Raw genomic sequence first — 22,996 nt, forward strand, 5'->3', positions numbered from 1 at the left:
CGGCGTCCGGGTGCCGATGAGGCGGCGGACGGTCGCCCGGCCGGCCCGCAGCGGACGACCGCCCGTCGTACAGCCCCCTCAGCCCCCCGTCAGTCCCCGTCAGCCCTCGTCGTCAGCCGGTCACCGGCCGCAGCCGCAGCGTGAGGATCTGGTGGGGGCGCAGGGCCAGGGTGAGGCCGGCCGGGCCTGTGGGGGCCTCGTGGAGGGGGCGCTCCAGCAGGTCCGTCACATCCGCCCCGAGCACCGGGAAGCCGGTGACCAGCGTGCCCGCCGCCCGGCCGCCGTGCGACTCGTACAGCCGTACCACCACATCGCCGCTGCGGTCCTCGGCGAGCTTGACCGACTCGACGGTGATCGCGGGGTTGTCCACGGTCACCAGCGGTGCCCGCTCGGCCGGTCCGGCGGGCAGGGTGCGCAGCGGCAGGTTGAGGGCGAGCCCTTCGGCGACCGCCTCGGCGACGCCCGCGCCGGGCAGCAGGGCGTAGCGGAAGCGGTGGACGCCCAGGTCGGTCTGCGGGTCGGGGCTGTGCGGGGCGCGCAGCAGGGTGAGCCGCACGGTGGTGCCCAGCACCTCGCCCCCCTCCGGGTCACCGGCCGGGTCACCGGCCGTGGCGCCGCGCGTGTCATGCGCCGTACGGGTCACGTCGTGGCCGTACGTGGAGTCGTTGAGCACCGCGGCCCCGTAGCCGGGCTCGGCGACCCGCAGCCAGCGGTGTGCGCAGATCTCGAAGCGGGCCGCGTCCCAGCTGGTGTTGGTGTGCGTGGCGCGGTCCACATGGCCGAACTGGATCTCCGCGGTGGACACCCGGGCGTGGATGTCCAGCGGGAACGCCGCCTTGAGGACCTTCTCCGACTCCTGCCAGTCCACCTCCGTGGCGATGTCGAGGCGGCGGTTGCCCGCGGCCAGCGTCAGCTCCTGGGTGATGCGGGAGGCGCCGAAGGACCGTACGACCCGCACCGTGGCGCGCAGCGGACCGGACTCGATCAGCTCGACGGACTCGGCGTCGGTCAGGTCGGTGTGGCGGCGGCGGTAGTGCCGGTCGATGTCCCAGGCGTCCCACTGGTTGGGGTGGTCGGGGTGGAGCTGGAGGAGGTTGCCGCGGGCGCCCGGGGCCAGCACCTCACGGCTCGCGTCCAGGTCCAGCACCGAGGTGAGCAGCCCGTCGGCGTCGATGGTCACCCGCAGCCGGTCGTTGTCCAGGACGATGGACTGACCGTCGCTCAGGGCGGTCACCGGCGGTGCCCCCTGGGGCGCCCCGGCGGGGGCGGTGGCCCCCTGCGGGGCGGCGCCGACGGGGGCCGCGCCCAGCCCGGCGACCCGTACCGCGACCGCCGTACGGCCGTCGCCGAGCGGCTGGACCGGGGCCCCGGACGGCAGGGCGGCCGCCGTCTCCGCGTCCAGGACGGCGATCTCCTCGCGTTCGTAGGGCGAGGCGTTGAGCACGGCGGGCCGGTCGCCGCCCAGGGCCGCCACCGCGTCCGCGACGATTCCCTCCAGCTCGGCGCGCACCTTCTCGTAGGTGTCCCGGGCCTCGCGGTGCACCCAGGCGATCGACGAGCCGGGCAGGATGTCGTGGAACTGGTGCAGCAGCACCGTCTTCCAGATCCGGTCCAGGTCGTCGTACGGATAGGCGTAGCCGGGGGCGTGCAGCGCGGCGGCCGTGGCCCACAGTTCGGCCTCGCGCAGCAGATGCTCGCTCCGCCGGTTGCCCTGCTTGGTCTTGGCCTGGGTGGTGTACGTGGCCCGGTGCAGCTCCAGATACAGCTCGCCCGACCACACCGGCGCCTTGGCCGCGTACTCCCGCTCGGCCTCCTTGAAGAACGCCGAAGGTGGCTGGATCTGTACGGTCGGCGAGCCCTCCAGGGAAGCGAGCCGCCGCGCCTTCTCCAGCATCTCGCGGGTCGGGCCGCCACCGCCGTCGCCGTAACCGAAGGGCACCAGCGAGCGGGTCGCCAGCCCCTTGTCCGCGAAGTTCCGCTCGGCGTGGGCCAGTTCGGCGGCGCTGAACTGGGCGTTGTAGGTGTCCACCGGCGGGAAGTGGGTGAAGACCCGGGTGCCGTCGATGCCCTCCCACCAGAACGTGTGGTGCGGCATCTTGTTGGACTGGTTCCACGACAGCTTCTGGGTGAGGAACCACTTCACCCCCGCCAGCTTGGCCAGCTGCGGGAAGGCCGCCGTGTAGCCGAAGGAGTCCGGCAGCCAGATCTCCTCGGTGTCCACCCCCAGCTCCTCCAGGAAGAACCGCTTGCCGTGCACGATCTGCCGGGCCAGCGCCTCGCCACCGGGCATGTTGGCGTCCGACTCGACCCACATCGAGCCCACCGGCGCCCAGTTGCCGTCCGCCACGGCCTTCTTGATCCGCTCCCAGATGTGCGGCTGGTGCTCCTTGACCCAGGCGTACTGCTGCGCCTGTGAGCAGGCGAACACCAGCTCCGGGTACTCACCCGCGAGGGCGGTGACGTTGGCGAAGGTCCGGGACGCCTTGCGCACCGTCTCGCGCAGCGGCCACAGCCACGCCGAGTCGATATGGGCGTGCCCGGTCGCCGAGACCCGGTGCGCGCTGGCGTGCGCGGGACGGCTGAGCACCTCGGTCAGCTCGGCGCGGGCGGCGGCCGCGGTGGCGGGGACGTCGTGCAGGTCGAGCGCGTCCAGCGCGTTCTCCAGGGCGCGCAGGATCTCATGGCGGCGCGGCCGGTCCGGCGGCAGCTCGCGCATCAGCTCGGACAGCACCTCGATGTCCAGGACCAGATGCCAGACGGTCTCGTCCAGGACGGCCAGCTCCGCCGAGGCGAAACGGTACAGCGGCTCGTCACCGGCGGTCAGCACATCGCCGAGCCGGGTCGGGGTGAAGCCGTCGCGCAGCACGGAGGGGTTGGCGGCGGCCTCCAGCAGCAGCGCCACGGGTTCACCACCGGCCGCGGGGGCCGCGACCGGGACATGGCGGTTGCGCGGATGGACGCCCTTGATCGGCACGCCCTCGGCGTCGTACACCAGCCCCTCGGCCTGGAACCCCGGGGCGTCGTCGGTGAAGCCCGGGTCGATGACGGCCTCCACCCGCCGCCCCGCCCACGCCTCGGGCACCGTGCCCTCCAGCCGGAACCACCAGGTCGACCACGGGCTGCCCCAGTCCGTGCCGGCGGCGAACGGCTCGTACGTGCCGGCCAGCGCCTCCGCGACCGGCACCGGCTCACCGGGGACCCGCCACGCGGACAGGCCCAGCGGCACCCGGGCCGTGTACTGGGCGGGCCTGATGAACTGGCGCAGCGCGCGGTCCAGGCGCCCCTCCACCAATGATCGGTCGTCGTGCATACGGCTCCTCGGCTCGGGCTCGGTGGATCACTCAGCGGATCACTCCGCGGATCACTCCCAACATTTCCCGCGGTGTGTGGGCGGCAACACGCGGGCATGCATTTCCGTGAGCGTGTTCGACGACATTCGACGCTGGCCGCCGCCATGGGGCGGCCGGGGCGGGGGAGGATGAAGCGTCAGCCTGTACGGCCCGGCCGGGTGCGCGGACACGGCCGGCCGGATGCGAGGGCGAAGGCTGCGGAGGCTGTCCCGGTGGAGCGTGGCCCGGTCCTGACCAAGCGATTGGCGCACGGCGATCTCGCGGCGGTCGCGGAGGTCCGCGCGGAGCTGCGCCGGCTGCTGCGGCACTGGGGCGGGCCCGGCCGGGCCGATCTCGCCGAACTGCTCACCAGCGAACTGGTGACGAACGCGCTGGTGCACACCGACCGCGGCGCGCAGATCACGGCCTCGACAGGGGACGGGCCGGGCGCGCGCGTCACCGGCCGATTACGGGTGGAGGTGCGGGATTTCGTCTCCCGGCACCCGACGCTGCGCGACCGGCCCGCCGAGGACAGCACGTCCGGGCGCGGACTGCTGCTGGTGCATACGCTCGCGGACGCCTGGGGCGTGCGGGCGCACGGGGTGGGCAAGGTCCTGTGGTTCGAACTCGAAGCCGAAGGTGTTCCGTAGCCGCGCTCCGCGACCGGTGCGGACGCCGTCTGCGGGCGCCCTCCACGGGTCGCCGTGGGTTCGCCGCGGACGCGTGAGGCGTTACGGACCCGCCGAGCGGCGGGCGAGGACCGGTGTCCCCGCCCTGGCCGCCCGTTCAGCCGAAGGCGCGCTCGATCTGCGCCAGCTTCTCCTCGAGGGAGTCCAGCCGCGGGATGGTGAGGGTGTCGTCCTCGGCCGTGAGATCGATGGTGCGGGGACGGTCGGCCTCGGCGTCCTTGTCCTTCTCACCGAAGCCGAAGCTGAAATCCCGCTCGCGCTCATTGTCCCGGTCGCGGTCCAGGACGCCGGTCCCGGACTCGGCCGCGCCCGCGGACCGCAGGGCGGGCCGGGGGGAGGCGGCGGACAGCTGAGCCTGCTCCGGGGCTCCGGCGGGTTCCAGCACCTTCTCCTCTATAGCAGGCTCCGAACTGAGCTGCGCGGGCGGCGGGGTGGCGGCGGTGACCTCCACCTGACGGCCGCCGCGCCGGCCCCACATCCGGTGCTGCCGGTTGATCGCCCGGATCCGGGCCCGGTCCAGCTTCTCCTGGTCGCGCCGGCGGATGCGGTCGTTCTCCTTCTTGCGCCGGTCCTCCCGGACCTCCTCGACCGCCTCGTCCAGCGTCCGCACGCCCTCGAGCAGCATCAGCGACCACGCCGCGAAGGTCTCACGCGGAGCGCGCAGCCAGCGGACGACGCGGATCTGCGGCAGCGGCCGCGGCACCAGGCCCTGCTCTCGCAGCGCCGCCCGGCGGGTCTGCTTCAGGGCCCGGTCGAAGAGGACCGCCGCCGAGAGCGACATGCCCGCGAAGAACTGCGGGGCGCCCGCGTGGCCCCCGCCGCGCGGCGCGTGCACCCAGTTGAACCAGGCCGCCGCACCCGCGAACAGCCACACCAGCAGCCGCGAGCCGAGCGCCGCGTCACCGTGGCTGGCCTCCCGCACCGCCAGCACCGAGCAGAACATCGCCGCGCCGTCGAGCCCGAACGGCACCAGGTACTCCCAGCCGTTGGTCAGCGCCAGGTTCTCCCGCCCGAAGCCCACCAGGCCCTGGAAGGAGAGCGCGGCGGCCACGCCGGCACAGCAGAACAACAGAACATAGGAGGCCATCCCGTAGATGGCCTCCTTACGGCGCCGACGCTCCTCGCTGCGCTCCCAGGAGTCGGTGGTGACGCCCTCGTCCTTCTTACGTCGTCCGCGCGCGAGGACAACGGCCGCCCCCACGACGCCGGCGAGCGCCACGACGACTGGCAGAACCAGCGATATGTCGGTCAGTCTCATCCGGTGCCCCTTGATTGGCTTTCATGAAGTTCTGGCCGCAGTGCGGCCTACCGCGCGCGACATCCTGGCGGGTTCCTGTCGGGCCTCGAGCGGTTTTGGGACAAGAGGCCGCCAAGTGTGCGGGGGGACACGCGGTGAGGTGCGATACGGTCCGAACACTCGCGCTGTGCAAGCGGCTTGATTGTATTCACGGAACCTGATCGCGGGTAATCCGGCTGATCACCATGCCTGTCGGCGTACGGTCGTGTACGAGGCGCAACGTTACCGCCGCCTTAAATGCCGTTTACAGGCTTTTCCCGGGCGCGCCCTGGCGCATATCGTTTCGATGGAACGTCAGGAGGACCGGAGTGAAGCAGTCCGAAGCACCGGCGGCGATGGGGCCGCTGGCCTCCGGTGTGCCCGCGGGACGCAGGTCCCCGCGCCGCCACTCGGTGCGCGGCCAGATCCTGGACGCCCTGCGGGACGCGCTGGCCGGGGGCGAGCTGACCCCGGGCGAGGTGTACTCCGCCCCGGTCCTCGCCGAGCGCTTCGGCGTCTCTCCCACCCCGGTACGGGAGGCCATGCAGCAGCTCGCGGGGGAGGGCGCCGTCGAGGTGGTGCCCAACCGGGGCTTCCGGGTCTCCCGCCGCAGCGAGCGCGAGCTGGCCGAGCTCGCCGAGGTGCGGGCGCTGCTGGAGGTGCCGGTGCTGCTCAGCCTGGCGCAGGCGATCGCGCCCGAGCGCTGGGCCGGGCTGCGGCCCTTCGCCGAGGCGACGGCGGCGGCCGCCGCGAAGGGCGACCGGGCCGCCTACCTGGAGTCGGACCGCACCTTCCACCAGACCGTCCTCGGGTTGGCCGGAAACCAGCAGCTGGTGATCGTCGCCGACGATCTGCACCGCCGCGCCCAGTGGCCGCTGGCCTGCGGCCGGGTGACCCGCACCGCCGACCTCGTCGCGGACGCGGAGGAGCACATGGCCCTGCTCGACGCCCTGACCGCCCGCGATCTCGACACCGTGGAATCCCTCACCCGCGCCCATTTCGCCCCGACCGTCTGACCGGTCCCGACGGTCTGATCGGTCCCGAGCGTCCGACCGACTCCGAGGTCTGGCCGGCCCCGAGCGTCCGACCCGCGTCTGGCTGGCCCCGACCGTCTGACCGGTTCCGACGGTCTGGCTGGTCCCGAGCGTCCGACCGACTCCGACGGTCTGACCGACTCCGAGCGTCTGGCCCGCGTCTGGCTGGCCCCGACCGTCTGGCCGGTCTCGACGGCCTGGCTGGCCTCGACCGTCTGGCCGGCCCCGACGGTCTGACTGACCCCGACCGTCCGACCGGTCCCGAGCGTCTGACCGACTCCGACGGTCTGGCTGGCCTCGACCGTCTGGCCGGTCTCGACGGCCTGGCTGGCCTCGACCGTCTGGCCGGCCCCGACGGTCTGACTGACCCCGACCGTCCGACCGGTCCCGAGCGTCCGACCGGCCCCGACGGTCTGGCTGGCCTCGACCGTCTGGCCGGTCTCGACGGCCTGGCTGGCCCCGAGCGTCTGATCGGCCCCGACGGTCTGACTGGCCCCGACCGTCTGATCGGTCCCGAGCGTCTGACCGACTCCGAGTGCCTGACCGACTCCGAGTGTCTGACCGGTCCCGACGGTCTGACCAGTCCCGACGGTCTGACCGGTCCCGAGCGTCCGACCGGCCCCGGCCGTCCGACCGGCCCCGGCCGTCCGACCGGTCCCGGGGCCGTCGTCGGTCGCCCCGTCGCGGGGTCGGGGGAACGGCCGGATCCGGTGGGTGGGCGAGTGGCCGGCGGCGCCGTGGGGGTTCCCGGGGCCCCGCCCGGACGGGGCCGGGGCGGGGGCGCGTCAGCCGAGGGGGTCCGTGGGGGCTAACTGCTCCGCGAGCCAGACCGGGACGCCGCCCAGCAGGCGGACCAGCCGGGCCGCCTCGGTGCGCATCCGGGTGGCCTCCTCGGGGTCGGGCACCACATCGGCCAGGGCGGCCAGGGCCGGGGCGATGCCGACCAGATAGCCCAGCTCCTCACGGATCCGCAGCGACTCGGCGAAGCCGTGGCGCGCGTCGCTCAGCTCGCCGTCGGCCTCCGCCATGGCGGCCAGATGCCGCCAGGTGAACGACCGCAGCAGGGTGTCGCCGTGCGTCGCCGCGCCCGCGTGGGCGCGCTGGAAGGCGGCCAGCGCGCCGGTCGGGTTGTGGGCGAGGTGCTGGGAGATCAGCCCGCGCCGGAAGTCCAGCAGCGGCCGGATCGGGGAGTCCGGTGAGAGCAGCGCGGCGGCCCGGCCGAGCGCGGTCCGCGCCTCATCGGCCCGGTCCCGCACCCCGAGCAGCGTGGAGGCGTACGCCAGATAGCCGCGTTCGCACGCGGTCGCGCCCCGCTCGGTGTCGGTGAGCGCGAGCGCCTCCGCCGCCCGCAGGGCGTCCTCGGCCGCGTCCCACCCCGTGGCGGTGTACATGCACCGTTCGATCAGGACGGCGCCGCGCTTGAGCGCGGCCGCGGCGTCGTTCGCCGCGCGCGGGGTGAGCAGTTCGGCGGCGTCCTTCCACAGGCCGCGCGAACGCAGCCGCCACACCGCCGTATCGAGTGGGTCTTCCACGAGCGGGTCGTGTGCGCGCCCCGCCCGTGCCTCGGAATGGGAATCTGACGATCCAGGTGGTGACATGGCGGTGTCCGCCACATTGCCCTCCCCAAGCGCGCCATCGAGCCGGAAGCCGTGGGCGAATCTCAGCATGAATGCGCGCGCCCGGCCAAGAGGTTGGTGTGAAAGAATTCACAAACCCCTGGCAAGAGTGACGGTGTCTTGGTGCGAAGGGGGGAATGCCCGGGGCGCGTGATCGGGCCGCGCCCGCCGGGCGTCAGCTCATCCGCAGGGCGAGGAAGAAGTCCAGCTTGTCCTCCAGGCGTGAGAGTTCACGCCCCGTCAACTGCTCGATCCGGCCGATCCGGTAGCGCAGCGTGTTGACGTGCAGATGCAGCCGGGTGGCGCAGCGCGTCCAGGAGCCGTCGCAGTCCAGGAACGCCTCCAGGGTCGGGATCAGTTCGGCCCGGTGGCGCCGGTCGTACGCGCGCAGCGGGTCCAGCAGCCGGGCGGTGAAGGCGCGCCGCACATCGTCCGGGACGAAGGGGAGCAGCAGGACGTGCGAGGCCAGTTCCTGATGTCCGGCCGCGCAGACCCGCCCGGTGCGCGCGGCGGCGACGCGCCGGGCGTGCCGGGCCTCCTCCAGGGCGCCGCGCAGCCCGTCGGCGGAGTGGACGGCGGCGCTGACGCCGAGGGTCAGCCGGCCGTCGCCGTCCAGGCCGCGGGAGAGCGGCTCCCGGACGGCGGTGAGCAGCGCGTCGGCCCGCAGTCCCTCGGTGTGGTCCGTGACGTGGTCCGACGGTCCGTCGGTGAGCGCCGGGAGCGGTACCAGCGCGACCGCCTCGCCGTCGGAGTGCGCCACCGCGATCCGGTCCGAGGGCTCGGGGCCGGACGTCCACGGGTCGACCAGGATCTCCTCCAGCAGCGACTGGGCGGCCCGGCCGCTGTCCCGGGCGCCCCCGTCCGCGCCGTCCCCCTGCTCGGGACCACTCTGCTCCGGGCCGCCCTGCTCCGGACCGCCCTGCTCCGGACCGGCGTCCCACTCCACCCGGGCCACCACCACCTGCCAGTGCGGTGCCGTGCCGAGCCCCGGCAGCAGCACCGGGGCGGCCACCCGCAGCCGGGCGGCGATCTCGGCGGGCGGCGCGCCCGTCCGGACCAGCTCCAGCACCTCCTGGGCGAGCCTGCGCCGCACCGTGCGGGACGCGTCCCGCCGGTCGCGCTCGACCGCGATCAGCTGGGTGACCCCGTGCAGCAGGTCCAGCCGCTCCTCCGGCCATTCGTCGGCGTCCGCGCCGACCACCAGCAGCCAGTCGGACAGCACGGTCTCGCGCACATCGTCCCCGGTGTCCCCGTCGCGGATGGGGAAGAGGGAGTACGTCACGCCGTCCGCGCCGGTCACCCGGTGCGGGCCGCGGCGCCCGGCGCGCCGGGCGGCCAGATGCTCGCCGGCCAGCTGGGCGCGGACCGCGGCGGGTGGCTCCGCGGCCGCCCCGGCGGCCGGGCCCGCGATCCGGCGGCCGGTGGGGGAGAGCACCCACGCGGCCAGGTCCAGGTCGGAGCGGAGCAGGTCCAGGACCGCTTCGGGGCCGCCGCCCGCGGGCCCCGGGGTCATCAGCCGGCGGTGCCGGTCGACGACGGCCGCGAGGTCCCCGGCCCGCTCACCGGAGACCTGGCGCACCACATGCTCGGTGATCGTGGCGAACGCGACGTCCTCGACCACGGAGAACAGCGGCATCCGGTGCCGTCCGCAGGCCAGCACCAGGTCCTCGGGCACATCGCCCAGCTCCGCCTCACCCGCCGCGAGACCCGCCACCCCGGCCGCCGCCAGGATGCGGACGAACCGCTCGGAGTCCTCCGGCTCGCGCCGCCAGGCGAGCCCGGTGAGCACGAGTTCACCGCCGGAGAGATAGCGGCTGGGGTCGCGCAGATCGGTCGTCATCACGCCGCGCACGGTACGGTCCAGCTCGGCCTCGCCGCCGAGCAGCCGCAGCCCCAGGGCGTCGTTCTCCAGCAGTGTGCGCAGCCGCATGTGAGGCCAGCCGATCTCGTCTTCGTGTTGCCGGTCGAATACCGCGGGGTTTCGATGCCCCGCCGTTCGTTCGAATCTACAAGACCCGCCCGCTGGCCAGCCAATTGCTTCATGCCTTCGGTGACTGCACCAGATGGCCCACGCCTCGGTCTACTGGCCTGGAGCCGGGTGCAGGGTTCCGGGGAGGCCGATGCCCGCGCCCCGCCCGCCGACGACGCGAAAAGAGAGACCCCATGGACTTCCTGCGCCCCGCCGGCTGGGAGGAGGCGCTCGCCGCGAAGGCCGAGCACCCCACCGCCGTGCCCATCGCGGGCGGCACCGATGTGATGGTCGAGATCAACTTCGATCACCGGCGCCCCGAGTACCTGCTCGATCTGAACCGCGTCCGCGAACTGGCCGAGTGGGAGGTCACCGACCGTACGGTCCGGCTGGGCGCGGGCGTGACGTACACCCGCGTCATCGAGGAGCTCCGGGCCGAGCTGCCGGGCCTGGCGCTCGCCGCGCACACCGTGGGCTCCCCGCAGATCCGCAACCGCGGCACCGTCGGCGGCAACCTCGGCGCCGCCTCGCCCGCCGGGGACGCGCATCCCGCGCTGCTGGCGGCCGGGGCCGAGGTGGAGGCGGCGTCGGTGCGCGGCACCCGGCTCGTCCCGGTCGAGGAGTTCTTCACCGGGGTCAAGCGCAACGCCCTGGAACCGGATGAGCTGATCCGGGCGGTGCACATCCGACGGGCGGACGGTCCGCAGCAGTTCTCCAAGGTCGGCACCCGCAACGCCATGGTCATCGCCGTCTGCGCCTTCGCCGTCGCGCTGCATCCGCGCACCCGCACCGTGCGCACCGGGATCGGATCGGCCGCGCCCACGCCGGTACGGGCCCGGGAGGCCGAGGAGTTCCTGGGCGCGGCGCTCGCCGAGGGCGGCTTCTGGGACGGCGGCGCACCCCTGGACCCGTCGGCCGCCCGGCGGTTCGCCGAGCTGTGCGCCGGGGCGTGCCGCCCGATCGACGATGTGCGCGGCACCGCCGCGTACCGCCGCCACGCGGTGGGGGTCATGGCGCGGCGCACGCTCGGCTGGGTCTGTGAGGCGTACCGCGAGGGAGAGGGGAGGACCGCACCGTGCGCGTGAACATCACGGTCAACGGGCGGCCGTATGCGGCCGACGACATCTGGGAGGGCGAGTCCCTGCTGTACGTGCTGCGCGAGCGGCTGGGCCTTCCCGGCTCGAAGAACGCCTGTGAGCAGGGCGAATGCGGTTCCTGTACGGTCCGCCTGGACGGGCTGCCGGTGTGCGCGTGCCTGGTGGCGGCGGGCCAGGCCGAGGGCCGCGAGGTGGTCACCGTCGAGGGGCTCGCGGACCACGCCCGGCGGCGGTCCGCCGGCGGGCGGGCGCCCGAGGCCGGCCGGGCCGGGGAGGCCGCCCCGCCGGCCCCCGTCCAGCAGGCGTTCATCGACGCCGGCGCCGTCCAGTGCGGCTTCTGCACCCCCGGGCTGCTGGTGGCCGCCGATGAGCTGCTGGAGCGCAACCCCGACCCCTCCGACGCCGATATCCGCGAGGCGCTCTCCGGCAACCTGTGCCGCTGCACCGGCTACGAGAAGATCCTCGACGCGGTGCGGCTCGCGGCCGCCCGCACCACCGGGGAGGCGGTCTGACCATGGCAGCCGTCCGCACCGCCAGTGCCCCCCTCACCCAGGCCGCCGGCGTCGGCAGGGGAGTCGTCGGCGAGTCCGTCCCGCGCCCCGACGGCATCCTCAAGGTGACCGGCGAGTTCGCGTACTCCTCCGATCTGTGGCACGAGGACATGCTGTGGGGCTTCACCCTCCGCAGCCCGTACGCCCATGCGGCGATCCGGTCCATCGACACCGCCTCGGCACTCGCCCTGCCCGGGGTGTACGCCGTGATGACGCATGCCGACCTGCCCGCCGAGACCCACTACGGGCTGGAGATCCGCGATCAGCCCGTACTCGCGAAGGACCGGGTCCGCTACCACGGCGAGGCGGTCGCGATCGTCGCCGCCGACCACCCCGAGACCGCCCGCCGGGCCGCCGCCCTGATCGCGGTGGAGTACGAGGAGCTGCCGCTGGTCGTCGACGAGGCCACCGCCACCGCACCGGACGCCCCGCTGCTCCACCCCGGCCGCACGGACCACCACGCCGCCCACGTCCCGCACCCCAACATCGTGCACCGCCAGCCGGTCCGGCGCGGCGATGTGGCCGCCGCCAGGGCCCGCGCCGATGTGGTGGTCCGCCGGGACTACGAGGTCGGCATGCAGGACCAGGCGTTCCTCGGCCCGGAGTCGGGGCTCGCGGTGCCCGCCGAGGACGGCGGGGTGGACCTCTACATCGCCACCCAGTGGCTGCACGTCGACCGCGATCAGCTCGCCCCGGTCCTCGGACTGCCCGCCGACAAGGTGCGGCTGACGCTGTCGGGGGTGGGCGGGGCGTTCGGCGCGCGCGAGGACCTGTCGATGCAGGCGCACGCCTGTCTGCTGGCGCTGCGCACCGGAAAGCCCGTCAAGATCGTTTACAACCGGTACGAGTCGTTTTTCGGCCATGTCCACCGCCACCCCGCCAAGCTCACCTACGAACACGGCGCGACCCGCGACGGCACCCTGCTCTACGTCCAGTGCCGCATCGTCCTGGACGGCGGTGCCTACGCCTCCTCCTCCCCGGCGGTCGTCGGCAACGCCGCCTCCCTGTCGATCGGCCCCTACGTGGTCGAGAACGTCGACGCCGAGGCCGTCGCGCTCTACTCCAACAACCCGCCCTGCGGTGCGATGCGCGGCTTCGGCGCCGTCCAGGCGTGCTTCGCCTACGAGGCGCAGATGGACGCGGTGGCGGCCGGACTCGGCATGGACCCGGTGGAGTTCCGGCAGCGCAACGCCATGTCCCAGGGCGCCACCATGCCCACCGGACAGCTGGTCGACTCCCCGGCCCCGGTCGCCGAGCTGCTGCGCCGCGTCAAGGCGCTGCCGATGCCGCCCGAGCGCGCCTGGGAGACGGCGGGCGGCCCCGTGGACGTACGGGCGCTGCCGGGCGGACTGTCCAACACCACCCACGGCGAGGCCGTGGTGCGCGGTGTGGGCTACGCGGTCGGCATCAAGAATGTCGGTTTCTCCGAGGGCTTCGACGACTACTCCACGGCCCGCATCCGGCTGGAAGTGATCGGTGGCGAACCGGTCGCCCTGGTGCACACCGCGATGGCCGAGGTCGGCCAGGGCGGTGTCACCGTGCACACCCAGATCGCCCGCACCGAACTGGGCGTGGACCGGGTCACCCTGCACCCGGCCGACACCCGGGTCGGCTCGGCCGGCTCCACCTCCGCCTCCCGGCAGACGTACATGACCGGCGGCGCCATCAAGCACACCTGCGAGGCGGTACGGGAGGAGGTGCTGCGCCGCGGCCGCGCACGGTTCGGCGCCGCCCACCCCGCGTGGGCGGCGCCCGAGCGGCTGCGGCTGGTGGACGGCGCAGTGGTCACCGACGGCGGCGAGGCGATCGGCGACCTCGCCGAGATCCTCGGCGAGGAGGCGATCGACCTGGAGCGGGAGTTCCGGCACCGGCCGACCGAGCCGTTCGATCCGGGCACCGGACAGGGGTTCGGCCATGTGCAGTACTCCTTCTGCGCCCATCGCGCGGTCGTCGAGGTGGACACCGAGCTGGGCCTGGTCAAGGTGGTCGAGCTGGCCGCCGCGCAGGACGTGGGCAAGGCGATCAATCCGCTGTCGGTCGTCGGGCAGATCCAGGGCGGTTCGACGCAGGGACTCGGGCTCGCCGTGATGGAGGAGATCGTCGTCTCGGCGGACGGGGCGCGGGTGCGCAATCCGTCCTTCACCGACTATCTGATCCCCACCGTCCTCGACACCCCGAGCATGCCGGTGGAGGTGCTGGAGCTGGCCGACGACCACGCCCCGTACGGGCTGCGCGGCGTCGGCGAGGCGCCCACGCTGTCCTCGACCCCGGCCGTCGTCGCCGCGATCCGCGCGGCGACGGGCCGCCCGCTCCACCGCGTCCCGGTCCGCCCGGAGCATCTGACCGGCACCTGAGCCGCCGGTCCGGGGCCGGACGGGGAGCTCCGGCGTTCCGGGGCAGATTTCGCGGGCCCGGTGCGTTGACGCGGGTAACCGACGTGCCCCAAGGAGCTGATCACCATGCTGGACATCGCCGCCGAGCTGCACCGCTGGTGCGAGGAAGGACGGGATGTCGCCGTCGCCACCGTGGTCTCCGTGGGCGGCAGCGCGCCCCGGCAGCCCGGTGCTGCGCTCGCCGTGGACGCCGAGGGCACGGCGATCGGCAGTGTGTCCGGCGGCTGTGTCGAGGGCGCGGTGTACGAGCTGTGCCAGGAGGCGCTGCGCACCGGCGAAACCGTACGGGAGACCTTCGGCTACTCCGACGAGGACGCCTTCGCGGTGGGCCTGACCTGCGGCGGGGTCATCGATGTGCTGATCAGCCCGGCCCCCGCGGCCGACCGCCGGCTGCGCCCGGTGCTCGCCGCCGCCGCGTCCGCCGCCGCCGACGGCCGGACGACGGCACTGGCCCGGATCGTGGACGGCCCGCCCGAGCTGCTGGGCCGCGCCCTGCTCGTCCGCCCGGACGGCGACTGGGACGGCACCCTGGGCGGCCACCCCGAGCTGGACCGTACGGCGGCCGCGGAGGCCCGCGCCCTGCTGGACGCCGGGCGCACCGCGACCGTGGTCATCGGCGCCGAGGGAAGCCGCTGCGGGCGCCCGGTCACCCTGCTGGTCGAGTCCAGCGTGCCGCCACCGCGCATGATCGTCTTCGGGGCGGTGGACTTCGCGAGCGCGCTGGTGCGGATCGGGAAGTTCCTGAACTACCACGTCACGGTCTGCGACGCCCGTCCGGTCTTCGCGACCGCGCACCGCTTCCCGGACGCCGACGAGGTCGTCGTCGACTGGCCGCACCGCTATCTCGAGCAGACCGAGGTGGACGCCCGGACGGTGCTGTGCGTGCTCACCCACGACGCCAAGTTCGACGTACCGCTGCTGGAGCGGGCGCTGCGGCTGCCCGTGGCGTACGTCGGGGCGATGGGCTCCGCCCGCACCCACCGGGACCGGCTGCGGCGGCTGCGCGAGGCCGGTGTGGGCGAGCCGGAACTGGCCCGGCTGCGCTCCCCGATCGGGCTCGACCTCGGCGCCCGTACGCCCGAGGAGACCGCGCTGTCCATCGCGAGCGAGATCGTCGCGAACCGGCGGGGCGGCAGCGGTACGCCGCTGACGGGCGCGCGGACACCGATCCACCACGACACCCGGACGTCCTCGGAGCGGATGGAGCCGGTCGCATGAAATCGCATCAGCTCACATGAGGATCGTCTGACATTCGGTCACTCCTGGGCGGGAAAAACCCTCCGCCACCTGGCAGAGCCTGCTATGCCGGGCGCCGGTTCCTGAGTGAGAGTCAGAAGCCGACCTTGGTCCTGCCGCCCCCTCTGGAGTGCGCCCGTGCGTAAGAGACGCAAGATTCTCACCCTGTCGACGGCCGTCGTGACCGCGGCCACCCTGCCCCTGCTGATGAGTCCCGTGGTGAGCGCGGCCGGATGGGAGGACGACACCGAGTCCTCGCACCTGACCCGCCTCTACGCCCCGCCCCCCGACCGGGACGCCTACCGTCAGGTGGCCCGGCTCGCCTGGCAGGGCGACTACCGCGAAGCCGCCGGGCTCATGGCCATGCTGCGGACGCCGCACGCGCTCTGGTACGGGGACGAGACCCCGGGGCGGGTCAAGCGGCTGGTCCGCAGGGCGACGCGGAGCGCCCGCTGGCAGGGGACGCTGCCGGTGCTCACCCTCTACAACATTCCGGGCCGTGACTGCGGCAGTTACTCGAGAGGCGGAGCGGACGGCATCGCCGCGTACCAGGCGTGGATCGACGCGGTCGCCGAGGGCATCGGCAACCGCAAGGTGATCATCGTCCTCGAACCCGACTCGCTGGCGCTGCTGCCCTCCGAATGCTCCGGCGCGGACGCCGAGAGCGAGGCCGAGACCGAGAGTGAGACTCCGGACGCGGCCGGGACCGATGGGGTAGCCGCCGAGGAGCAGCCGGCCGCCGAGGAGCAGCCGGTCGAGCTGCCGCCGCTGCCCGACCCCGACGCGACGACGGCCCCGCCCGCCGACCAGGAGGCCGCGCAGACCCCGGACCCGCAGACCTCGAACCCCCAGTCCCCGGACTCGCAGTCCCCGGACTCGCAGTCCCCGGCCCCCCAGACCTCCGCCTCTCAGAGCCCCGCCCCCGAGCCGTCCGGCGGCGCACAGCCCGGCACCCTGCCCGAGCTGCCCCCGCTCCCCACGCCGCCCGAGACCTCCGGCTCCGAGGACTCCGAGGGCTCCGAGAGCCCCGAGGACCCCAAGGACCCCAAGGACCCCAAGGACCCCAAGGACTCCAAGGGCCCCGAGGACGCCGACACCGTGGGCGACGCCCCGGAGGTCGAGGACGCGCAGACCGCCGCCCGCTACTCCGAGATCAACTACGCGGTCGACGTCCTCACCGCGCAGGGCAACGCGTCGGTGTACCTGGACGCGGGCCACGCCGGCTGGCACTCCGTCAGAACCATCGTGCCCCGTCTGATCAAGGCCGGGATCGACCGCGCCGACGGCTTCTCCATCAATGTCTCCCACTACCAGACCGACCAGGACAGCTCCTGGTACGGGCGGCTGGTCTCCTCCTGCCTCGCCTACGCCGACCGGGGTGGGGACCCCGAGGACTGTGCCGACCAGAGCTGGTCACGGTGGCACGCCCGGCGCTGGATGCGCGACCACGTACCGTTCGACCCCGACCGTATGAAGCACTTCGTCACCGACACCAGCCGCAACGGCCAAGGGCCCTGGACCCCCAGGGCCGGTGCGCACCTCGACGCGCAGTCATGGTGCAACCCGCCGGAGCGCGGTCTGGGCAGGCGCCCCACCACCCGTACCGGCAATCCGCTGCTGGACGCCGTGCTGTGGGTGAAGACGCCGGGCCAGTCGGACGGCCGGTGTCTGCGCGGCACGGACGGGCCCTTCGACCCGGAGCGGGGGACGGTCAACCCCGAGGCGGGGGAGTGGTTCCCCGAGCAGGCCCTGGAGCTCGTGCGCTACGCGGACCCGGCGGTCACCATCCGCCGGATCACCGGCCGCGGATACTGACCGCCGGCCGCCGCACCGCCGGCAGGCCGGCCGCCGATCGCCGTCAGCCCGTCGGATTGTGCCGGACGAGGGCGTCGACCAGGCCGGACGTGGTGTTCGGGAAGTCCATCGGAACGATCCCGAGCCCCGTCCAGCCCTGTGCCTCGGCGCCCTCCAGGAACGACTTCACCTGCGGGTTCAGCCGGTCGGCGTTGGAGCGCGGCGGCAGCAGGGCGGCGGTGGACACGTAGTTGATGAAGAGCTTGCCGGGCTGGGCCGCCGCCTTGCGGAACTGCGCCTCGATTTTCGGGTACTTGCCGATCGGCTCCGCCATGTAGTCGTCCTGGATGTCGAAGAGCGCCCCGTCGCCGTACCGCACCCCCGGCATGTTGTCCGAGTCGGCGAGCAGTACCACCCTGCCCCGGGCCTCGCCCAGGGTGGGGAGGGTGCCGTCCAGGCGGAAGAGTGAGCGCCAGCCCTTGTCGTCCAGGTAGATGTCGAAGATCCGGCGGAACTCCGCGGCGCTCTCCTCCGAGTACTCCTGCTTGACCCGCATCAGCACGGTCTCCGACGGATGCGCGGAGAGGAAGGCGCGGCAGGCGCCGAGCACATCGTCGAAGTTGAGGTTCTGGTAGGAGGCGCCGTGGTGGATGGGGAAGGCGTTCTCGAAGGCGCGGCAGCGGATGTCCAGGAAGCGGATGCCGCTGGTCAGCTGGTCGGCGATGACGCTGTTCTGACACTCCGTCCACGGCCCGCCGAAGCGGGCGCCGGAGTCGTGGGTGCCGGGCAGCGTCAGCCGCTGGACCGGGGTGGAGTCGGCGATGGCCGACAGCCAGTCCTCGGCGGCCAGTGGCCGGGCCGGCGCGGCGGCCGTGGCCGTCGCGGCACCGCCGGCGGCGGTGACCAGCCCCACGGTGGACAGCGCGGCCGCGCCCCTGAGAAACCCTCGCCGGTCCATACACACTCCTGTCGCTCGCCTGTTGTGTCGTGCACATGGCATCCAAGCACAGGCGAACGAGGAGGGACTACGGAAAGCGGCTGAATCAGCGGTGCGTCGATTACTTCTCGACCGGCGGGCAGTAGCCGGTGTCCTCGCCGATGGAGTTGATTTCGGCGTTGGGTCGGGTGTCGCCCGCGTAGTTGATCTGGTCGGTGCACTTGACCCCGTCCTTCTTGGGGGTGCCCGAGGGGGTGCTGGTGGTGGAGCCCTGGACGGGCGGGCAGTAGCCGGTGTCTTCGCCGATGGAGTTGATTTCGGCGTTGGGTCGGGTGTCGCCCGCGTAGTTGATCTGGTCGGTGCACTTGACCCCGTCCTTCTTGGGGGTGCCCGAGGGGGTGCTGGTGGTGGAGCCCTGGACGGGCGGGCAGTAGCCGGTGTCTTCGCCGATGGAGTTGATTTCGGCGTTGGGTCGGGTGTCGCCCGCGTAGTTGATCTGGTCGGTGCACTTGACCCCGTCCTTCTTGGGGGTGCCCGACGGCGTGCTGGCGGTGGAGTCCTGGGCGGCCTTGGACGTGGGAGCGGAGGAGGTGCTCGCGGAGGCGGACACGGAGGACGAGGCCGAGGACGAGGCGTCGGTCTCGCTGTCCTGGCAGGCGGTGAGCCCGAGCGCGGCGACCGCGATCAGCATGGCGGCGGCGGCCTTGCGGGTGTGGCGGACTGCGGTGCGGTGCGACATGGTCTTCCTCGTTCTCACGACGTGGTGTTCCGGCTTGGTGAGAACAATCCTGTCGGCCACGGCTGTTGATCTGTCGCCGTACCGCTAACGTTCCGCTAACGCCCGAGACTTCACAGCCACCCCCGCCGCTTGAAGATGACGTACAGGCTGACGCAGACCACCGCCATCAGCAGAATCGCGAACGGGTACCCCCACACCCAGCCCAGCTCGGGCATATGGGTGAAGTTCATGCCGTAGATGGTGCCGACGAGGGTCGGGGCGAAGAGGATGGCCGCCCATGCGGAGATCTTCTTGACCTCCTCGTTCTGCTCGAACCCCGCCTCGGCCAGCGCCCGCATCTCGGCGTTCTGCTGCTGGGTCACCAAGGTGGCGTTGACCGCGAGGATGTCGGTGAGGGCGGAGCGGAAGCCGTCCACGCGCTCGCTGGTGTGGGTGACGTGATCGGCGACGTCACGCAGATAGCGCTGTAGCTCCTCATCGGTGCCGTATTTGTCGAAACCCGCCATCAGCCCGTGCAACATCCCGACCAAAGGCCGGGTGGCACGCTGGAACTCCACCATTTCGCGGGAGAGTTCATAGATGCGCCGGGACACCTCCGGATCGCCGCGGAACACCTCGGTCTCGATTTCGTCGATGTCGTTCTGCACCCCCGCCACCACCGGGGCATAGCCGTCCACGACAGCGTCGAGTATCGCGTAGAGCACGGCCTCGGGCCCCAGCGCCAGCAGCTCGGCCGTCGACTCCATCCGGGCGCGCACCGCGGACAGGTCCGGCGCGGCGCCGTGCCGGACGGTGATGACGAAATCGGGACCCACGAAGACGTGCAGCTCGCCGAAGTCGACCTCCTCGGGCGCGTCGAGATACCGGGCGGCGCGCAGCACCACGAAGAGCGTCTCGCCGTAGCGCTCCAGCTTGGGCCGCTGATGGGCCTCCATCGCGTCCTCGATGGCCAGCTTGTGCAGATCGAACTCCTCGGCCAGCGAGAGCAGCTCCGCCTCGGTCGGCCGGTACAGCCCGATCCAGGCCATGGCGCCCGGCTCCTCGCGCAGCCGCCGATACGTGGCGGCCAGGGAACCGGGGGTGCCGACCCGGCGGCCGCCGCGGTACACGGCGGCGTCCACCACACTGCGCTCGTCGGCCGGGGTTCCGTCGCCAGGGGCGGGCTCCTCGCGCGGGGGCGCCGGGGCGGGGCCCGGGGCGGTGTTGGCCCCGGGGCGCAGCCGGAGGTACCGCTTCGTCGGACGCGGAGTGCGACGGCGCTCGGACATGGCGGGTCCTTTACGGGTTGCGGGCGCGCGAGCACTGACCTCTGTGCAGGATATCGCCCTATATGACCGTGGTGCGGTCCGGGGTCGCTTGACCGGTTGGTTGCGTCAGATCAAGCGTTTTTCGGAGGGGGGTACCGGAAGGGGCGCGCCCCGGCTCCCCGCAGTCCGGCCGGACCCAGCCACCGAAGACGGAAGCCGCCACCGGCGCCGCGACCACGGGCCCGGCGCCCGGCGGCGGCGCCGGGCCGCCACTCCTGCGCCGCTGCTCAAACGCGCCGAAGGCGCGAAACGAAACCCGCACCCGCCCAACCTGAGCAGCCCGCCAACCCGAGCAGCCCGCTCAGCCAACCCGAGCAGCCGCCTACGGCAAAAGCCCGGCACGCCGCGCCTCCACCACGGCGTGCAAACGCGTATGGGCCCCCAACTTCCGCATCGACGACCGCAAATAGCTCTTCACCGTCTCCGGCCGCAACCCCAACCGCTCCGCCGCCGCCGAGTTCGTCGCCCCCGACGCCACACACGCCAGCACGTCCACCTCGCGGGGCGACAGGTTCACCCCGCTCCGGCGTTCGCGCTCCCGCCGGCGTGCCCGCTCCCGGCCGTGTCCCGACGAGGCCCTGGCCAGCCGGCCGCAGGCGCTGAGGATCTCCTCCCGCAGCTGGGGGTCGGACACCCGGTGCGCCAGGGCCCGCAGATCGACATGCGCCTCGCGCACCTCCTCCCACACCGCCGGGTCGGTCTCCTCCACCGAGGGCGGCTGCTGCCGTGCCACCGTCAGCAGCCGCTGTGCCTCCTCCTGCCCCGCCAGCGCCTGCTCCAGTTCGCGCGCCGCCGCCACGGCGGCGCTCAGCGCGCGGTCGCCGAGCATCAGCGGCTGGCGCAGTGCGCCGTACAGCACGCCGCGCACCCGCCCGCGCACCACCACCGGCACTGCGAGCATCGAGCGCAGCCCCTCGGCGCCCACCGCCGCGTCGTACTCATGGCTGATCGCCCGTGAGGCGGGGTAGTCCGCCACCGAGATCGGCCGGGACATGGTGAGGACCTTGCCGCCGAGGCCGTTGCCGGGTATGACGGCGAGCCCCTGCAAGGAGTTGGTCGTGGTGCCGGTGAGCTCCGAGATCCGGAACTGCCGTGAGCCCGAGAAGAGCCCGCCGAACGCGACGGGCAGCCCACCGCGCCGGCGCATACGCTGCAGCGTGCTCCGTACGTCGACCGCCCCGTCCGGACCCGTCACGGCCACCTCCTGCTTCCAGCGCCACCCCCGTCCGGGGGTAGTGAGACTCAGATCACCCGTCGCACGATGCTAGCGAGCGGTACGGCATTCAGGAGGACAAGTGACAGCAATGGATCCGGCTCACGACTTCCGCGAGGCACGGGACTTCCTGCTCGAGCACGGGGAGGACTACGCGGCGGCGTACGAGGGGTTCGGCTGGCCACGCCCGGACCGCTTCAACTGGGCCCTGGACTGGTTCGACGGGATCGCCGGACGCGGCGGCGACCGTACCGCCCTGCACATCGTCGAAGAGGACGACAGCGAGATCCGGCTGAGCTTCGAGGAACTGCGCCGCCGCTCCAACCGGGCCGCGAACTGGCTGCGCGACCGGGGCGTACGGGCCGGTGACCGCGTCGTGGTCATGCTCGGCAACCAGGTCGAGCTGTGGGAGACCGCGCTGGCCGCGATGAAGCTGCGCGCGGTCGTCATCCCCGCCACCCCGCTGCTCGGCCCGCTCGACCTCGCCGACCGCATCGAGCGCGGCCGGGCGGCGCATGTGATCGTGCGGACCGGGGACACCGGCAAGTTCGCGGACGTGGCGGGCGACTACACCCGGATCGCGGTCGGCGGCGCGCCCGAGGGCTGGCTCGCCTACGAGGACGCGGGCACGGCCGGTATCAGGGCGGACCGCGAGGAGGACGACGAGCCCTTCGTCCCCGACGGGCCGACCCTCGCCACCGACCCGCTGATGCTGTACTTCACCTCCGGCACCACCGCCCGCCCCAAGCTCGTGGAGCACACCCACATCTCGTACCCCATCGGGCATCTGGCGACGATGTACTGGATCGGGGTCAGGCCGGGCGATGTGCACCTCAACATCTCCTCACCCGGATGGGCCAAGCACGCCTGGTCCAATCTCTTCGCCCCCTGGAACGCCGAGGCCACCGTCTTCGTCCACAACTACACCCGCTTCAACGCCACCCGCCTGATGGCCGTGATGGACCGCTGCGGCGTCACCACCTTCTGCGCCCCGCCCACCGTCTGGCGCATGCTCATCCAGGCCGATCTCACCCAGCTGCGCACCCCGCCCCGGGAGGCCGTCGCGGCGGGCGAACCGCTCAACCCCGAGGTCATCGAACATGTGCGGCGCGCCTGGGGGGTGACCATCCGGGATGGCTTCGGCCAGACCGAGACCGCCGTTCAGGTGGCCAACACCCCCGGTCAGCCGCTCAAGACCGGTTCGATGGGCCGGCCGACCCCCGGATACCGGGTCGTCCTGCTCGACCCGGTCACCGGCCGGCCCGGCGAGGAGGGCGAGATCTGTCTCGAGCTCACCGGCCCGAACGGCCGCCCGGTCGGCCTCATGACCGGCTACGCGGGCGACGAGGAGCGCACCGCCGAGGCCACCGCCGGCGGTTACTACCGCACCGGTGACATCGGCGCACGCGACGCCGACGGCTACATCACCTACATCGGGCGCGCCGACGACGTCTTCAAGGCGTCCGACTACAAGATCTCGCCGTTCGAGCTGGAGAGCGCGCTGCTGGAGCACGAGGCGGTCGCGGAGGCCGCCGTCGTCCCGGCCCCCGATCCGCTGCGGCTCGCCGTGCCGAAGGCGTACATCGTGCTGGCGGAGGGCTGGGAGCCCGGCCCGGAGACCGCGAAGGCGCTGTTCGCGCACTCCCGGGCGGTGCTCGCGCCGTACAAGCGGATCCGCCGTTTGGAGTTCGCCGACCTCCCCAAGACGGTTTCCGGCAAGATTCGCCGGATCGAGCTGCGTGAACGCACGGCACAAGGCGGCGGTATCGAGTTTCATGAGGAGATCTGATGACTGACGCTCATCTGATGACCGACC

The 22,996-nt window shown here is 73.0% G+C and carries 16 protein-coding genes; 8 read left to right on the forward strand and 8 right to left on the reverse strand.

Annotated elements, in window-relative coordinates; genetic code table 11:
• Nucleotides 1-112: 112 nt before the first annotated feature.
• Nucleotides 113-3,310 (reverse strand): alpha-mannosidase, encoded by a 3,198-nt coding sequence (locus N6H00_RS30295; RefSeq protein WP_268975009.1) that lies wholly within the window; start codon nucleotides 3,308-3,310, stop codon nucleotides 113-115.
• A gap of 252 nt (nucleotides 3,311-3,562) precedes the next feature.
• On the opposite strand from N6H00_RS30295, the gene N6H00_RS30300 reads away from it, so the two are divergent.
• Entirely contained in the window at nucleotides 3,563-3,979 is a 417-nt protein-coding gene (locus N6H00_RS30300; RefSeq protein WP_268975010.1) for an ATP-binding protein, read from the forward strand.
• Between the two features lie 136 nt (nucleotides 3,980-4,115).
• Here N6H00_RS30300 and N6H00_RS30305 read toward each other — a convergent pair whose 3' ends face one another.
• Entirely contained in the window at nucleotides 4,116-5,276 is a 1,161-nt protein-coding gene (locus N6H00_RS30305) for a DUF2637 domain-containing protein (protein WP_268975011.1), read from the reverse strand.
• 374 nt (nucleotides 5,277-5,650) lie between these two features.
• Between N6H00_RS30305 and N6H00_RS30310 the strand changes: the two genes are divergently transcribed.
• The gene (locus N6H00_RS30310; protein ID WP_268977164.1) at nucleotides 5,651-6,310 is read left to right on the forward strand and encodes a GntR family transcriptional regulator; all 660 of its coding nucleotides are present in this window, start codon (nucleotides 5,651-5,653) and stop codon (nucleotides 6,308-6,310) included.
• A gap of 803 nt (nucleotides 6,311-7,113) precedes the next feature.
• Here the strand turns inward: N6H00_RS30310 and N6H00_RS30315 are convergent.
• Nucleotides 7,114-7,995, reverse strand: a complete 882-nt coding sequence (locus tag N6H00_RS30315; RefSeq protein WP_268975012.1) for a hypothetical protein — start codon at nucleotides 7,993-7,995, stop codon at nucleotides 7,114-7,116.
• Nucleotides 7,996-8,119: 124 nt separating this feature from the next.
• Entirely contained in the window at nucleotides 8,120-9,874 is a 1,755-nt protein-coding gene (locus N6H00_RS30320; protein WP_268975013.1) for a PucR family transcriptional regulator, read from the reverse strand.
• Between the two features lie 233 nt (nucleotides 9,875-10,107).
• Here N6H00_RS30320 and N6H00_RS30325 point away from each other — a divergent pair, with 233 nt between their 5' ends.
• From N6H00_RS30325 to N6H00_RS40610, 5 genes are all read left to right on the forward strand, one after another.
• Nucleotides 10,108-10,998 (forward strand): FAD binding domain-containing protein, encoded by an 891-nt coding sequence (locus N6H00_RS30325; RefSeq protein WP_268975014.1) that lies wholly within the window; start codon nucleotides 10,108-10,110, stop codon nucleotides 10,996-10,998.
• Nucleotides 10,989-11,522, forward strand: coding sequence for a (2Fe-2S)-binding protein (locus tag N6H00_RS30330; protein WP_268975015.1), 534 nt, complete (start codon nucleotides 10,989-10,991; stop codon nucleotides 11,520-11,522). Before N6H00_RS30325 ends, N6H00_RS30330 begins: the two co-directional genes overlap by 10 nt.
• Before the next feature lie 2 nt (nucleotides 11,523-11,524).
• Nucleotides 11,525-13,915 carry a xanthine dehydrogenase subunit D gene (gene pucD, locus N6H00_RS30335; protein WP_268975016.1) on the forward strand — a complete coding sequence of 797 codons (2,391 nt, stop codon included), beginning with the start codon at nucleotides 11,525-11,527 and terminating at the stop codon, nucleotides 13,913-13,915.
• A gap of 105 nt (nucleotides 13,916-14,020) precedes the next feature.
• Entirely contained in the window at nucleotides 14,021-15,172 is a 1,152-nt protein-coding gene (locus N6H00_RS30340; protein ID WP_268975017.1) for an XdhC family protein, read from the forward strand.
• A gap of 156 nt (nucleotides 15,173-15,328) precedes the next feature.
• The gene (locus N6H00_RS40610) at nucleotides 15,329-17,005 is read left to right on the forward strand and encodes a glycoside hydrolase family 6 protein (RefSeq protein ID WP_443073084.1); all 1,677 of its coding nucleotides are present in this window, start codon (nucleotides 15,329-15,331) and stop codon (nucleotides 17,003-17,005) included.
• 43 nt (nucleotides 17,006-17,048) lie between these two features.
• Here the strand turns inward: N6H00_RS40610 and N6H00_RS30355 are convergent, their stop codons facing one another.
• The 4 genes from N6H00_RS30355 to N6H00_RS30370 all read right to left on the reverse strand — a co-directional run bounded on the left by N6H00_RS30355 (nucleotide 17,049) and on the right by N6H00_RS30370 (nucleotide 21,114).
• Nucleotides 17,049-17,942, reverse strand: coding sequence for a phosphatidylinositol-specific phospholipase C (locus N6H00_RS30355; RefSeq protein WP_268975018.1), 894 nt, complete (start codon nucleotides 17,940-17,942; stop codon nucleotides 17,049-17,051).
• 100 nt (nucleotides 17,943-18,042) lie between these two features.
• Complete coding sequence (locus N6H00_RS30360) at nucleotides 18,043-18,660, reverse strand: hypothetical protein (protein WP_268975019.1); 618 nt, start codon at nucleotides 18,658-18,660, stop codon at nucleotides 18,043-18,045.
• A 110-nt stretch (nucleotides 18,661-18,770) separates the two neighbouring features.
• Entirely contained in the window at nucleotides 18,771-19,928 is a 1,158-nt protein-coding gene (locus N6H00_RS30365; RefSeq protein WP_268975020.1) for a magnesium and cobalt transport protein CorA, read from the reverse strand.
• Nucleotides 19,929-20,289: 361 nt separating this feature from the next.
• Nucleotides 20,290-21,114, reverse strand: coding sequence for a helix-turn-helix transcriptional regulator (locus tag N6H00_RS30370; RefSeq protein ID WP_329618697.1), 825 nt, complete (start codon nucleotides 21,112-21,114; stop codon nucleotides 20,290-20,292).
• Nucleotides 21,115-21,271: 157 nt separating this feature from the next.
• Here N6H00_RS30370 and N6H00_RS30375 point away from each other — a divergent pair, with 157 nt between their 5' ends.
• Entirely contained in the window at nucleotides 21,272-22,969 is a 1,698-nt protein-coding gene (locus N6H00_RS30375) for an AMP-binding protein (protein ID WP_268977165.1), read from the forward strand.
• Nucleotides 22,970-22,996 lie beyond the last annotated feature (27 nt).

It is taken from the genome of Streptomyces sp. S465, from assembly GCF_026898115.1.
Taxonomy (GTDB): Bacteria; Actinomycetota; Actinomycetes; order Streptomycetales; family Streptomycetaceae; genus Streptomyces; species Streptomyces luomodiensis.

Coding starts and splice junctions, on each gene's coding strand:
- N6H00_RS30375 (WP_268977165.1), top strand. CDS start 21,272: ATGGATCCGGCTCACGACTTCCGCGAGGCACGGGACTTCCTGCTCGAG.
- N6H00_RS30305 (WP_268975011.1), bottom strand. CDS start 5,276: ATGAGACTGACCGACATATCGCTGGTTCTGCCAGTCGTCGTGGCGCTC.
- N6H00_RS30370 (WP_329618697.1), bottom strand. CDS start 21,114: ATGCGCCGGCGCGGTGGGCTGCCCGTCGCGTTCGGCGGGCTCTTCTCG.
- N6H00_RS30325 (WP_268975014.1), top strand. CDS start 10,108: ATGGACTTCCTGCGCCCCGCCGGCTGGGAGGAGGCGCTCGCCGCGAAG.
- pucD (WP_268975016.1), top strand. CDS start 11,525: ATGGCAGCCGTCCGCACCGCCAGTGCCCCCCTCACCCAGGCCGCCGGC.
- N6H00_RS30340 (WP_268975017.1), top strand. CDS start 14,021: ATGCTGGACATCGCCGCCGAGCTGCACCGCTGGTGCGAGGAAGGACGG.
- N6H00_RS30320 (WP_268975013.1), bottom strand. CDS start 9,874: ATGCGGCTGCGCACACTGCTGGAGAACGACGCCCTGGGGCTGCGGCTG.
- N6H00_RS30315 (WP_268975012.1), bottom strand. CDS start 7,995: ATGCTGAGATTCGCCCACGGCTTCCGGCTCGATGGCGCGCTTGGGGAG.
- N6H00_RS30295 (WP_268975009.1), bottom strand. CDS start 3,310: ATGCACGACGACCGATCATTGGTGGAGGGGCGCCTGGACCGCGCGCTG.
- N6H00_RS30355 (WP_268975018.1), bottom strand. CDS start 17,942: ATGGACCGGCGAGGGTTTCTCAGGGGCGCGGCCGCGCTGTCCACCGTG.
- N6H00_RS30310 (WP_268977164.1), top strand. CDS start 5,651: ATGGGGCCGCTGGCCTCCGGTGTGCCCGCGGGACGCAGGTCCCCGCGC.
- N6H00_RS30360 (WP_268975019.1), bottom strand. CDS start 18,660: ATGTCGCACCGCACCGCAGTCCGCCACACCCGCAAGGCCGCCGCCGCC.
- N6H00_RS30365 (WP_268975020.1), bottom strand. CDS start 19,928: ATGTCCGAGCGCCGTCGCACTCCGCGTCCGACGAAGCGGTACCTCCGG.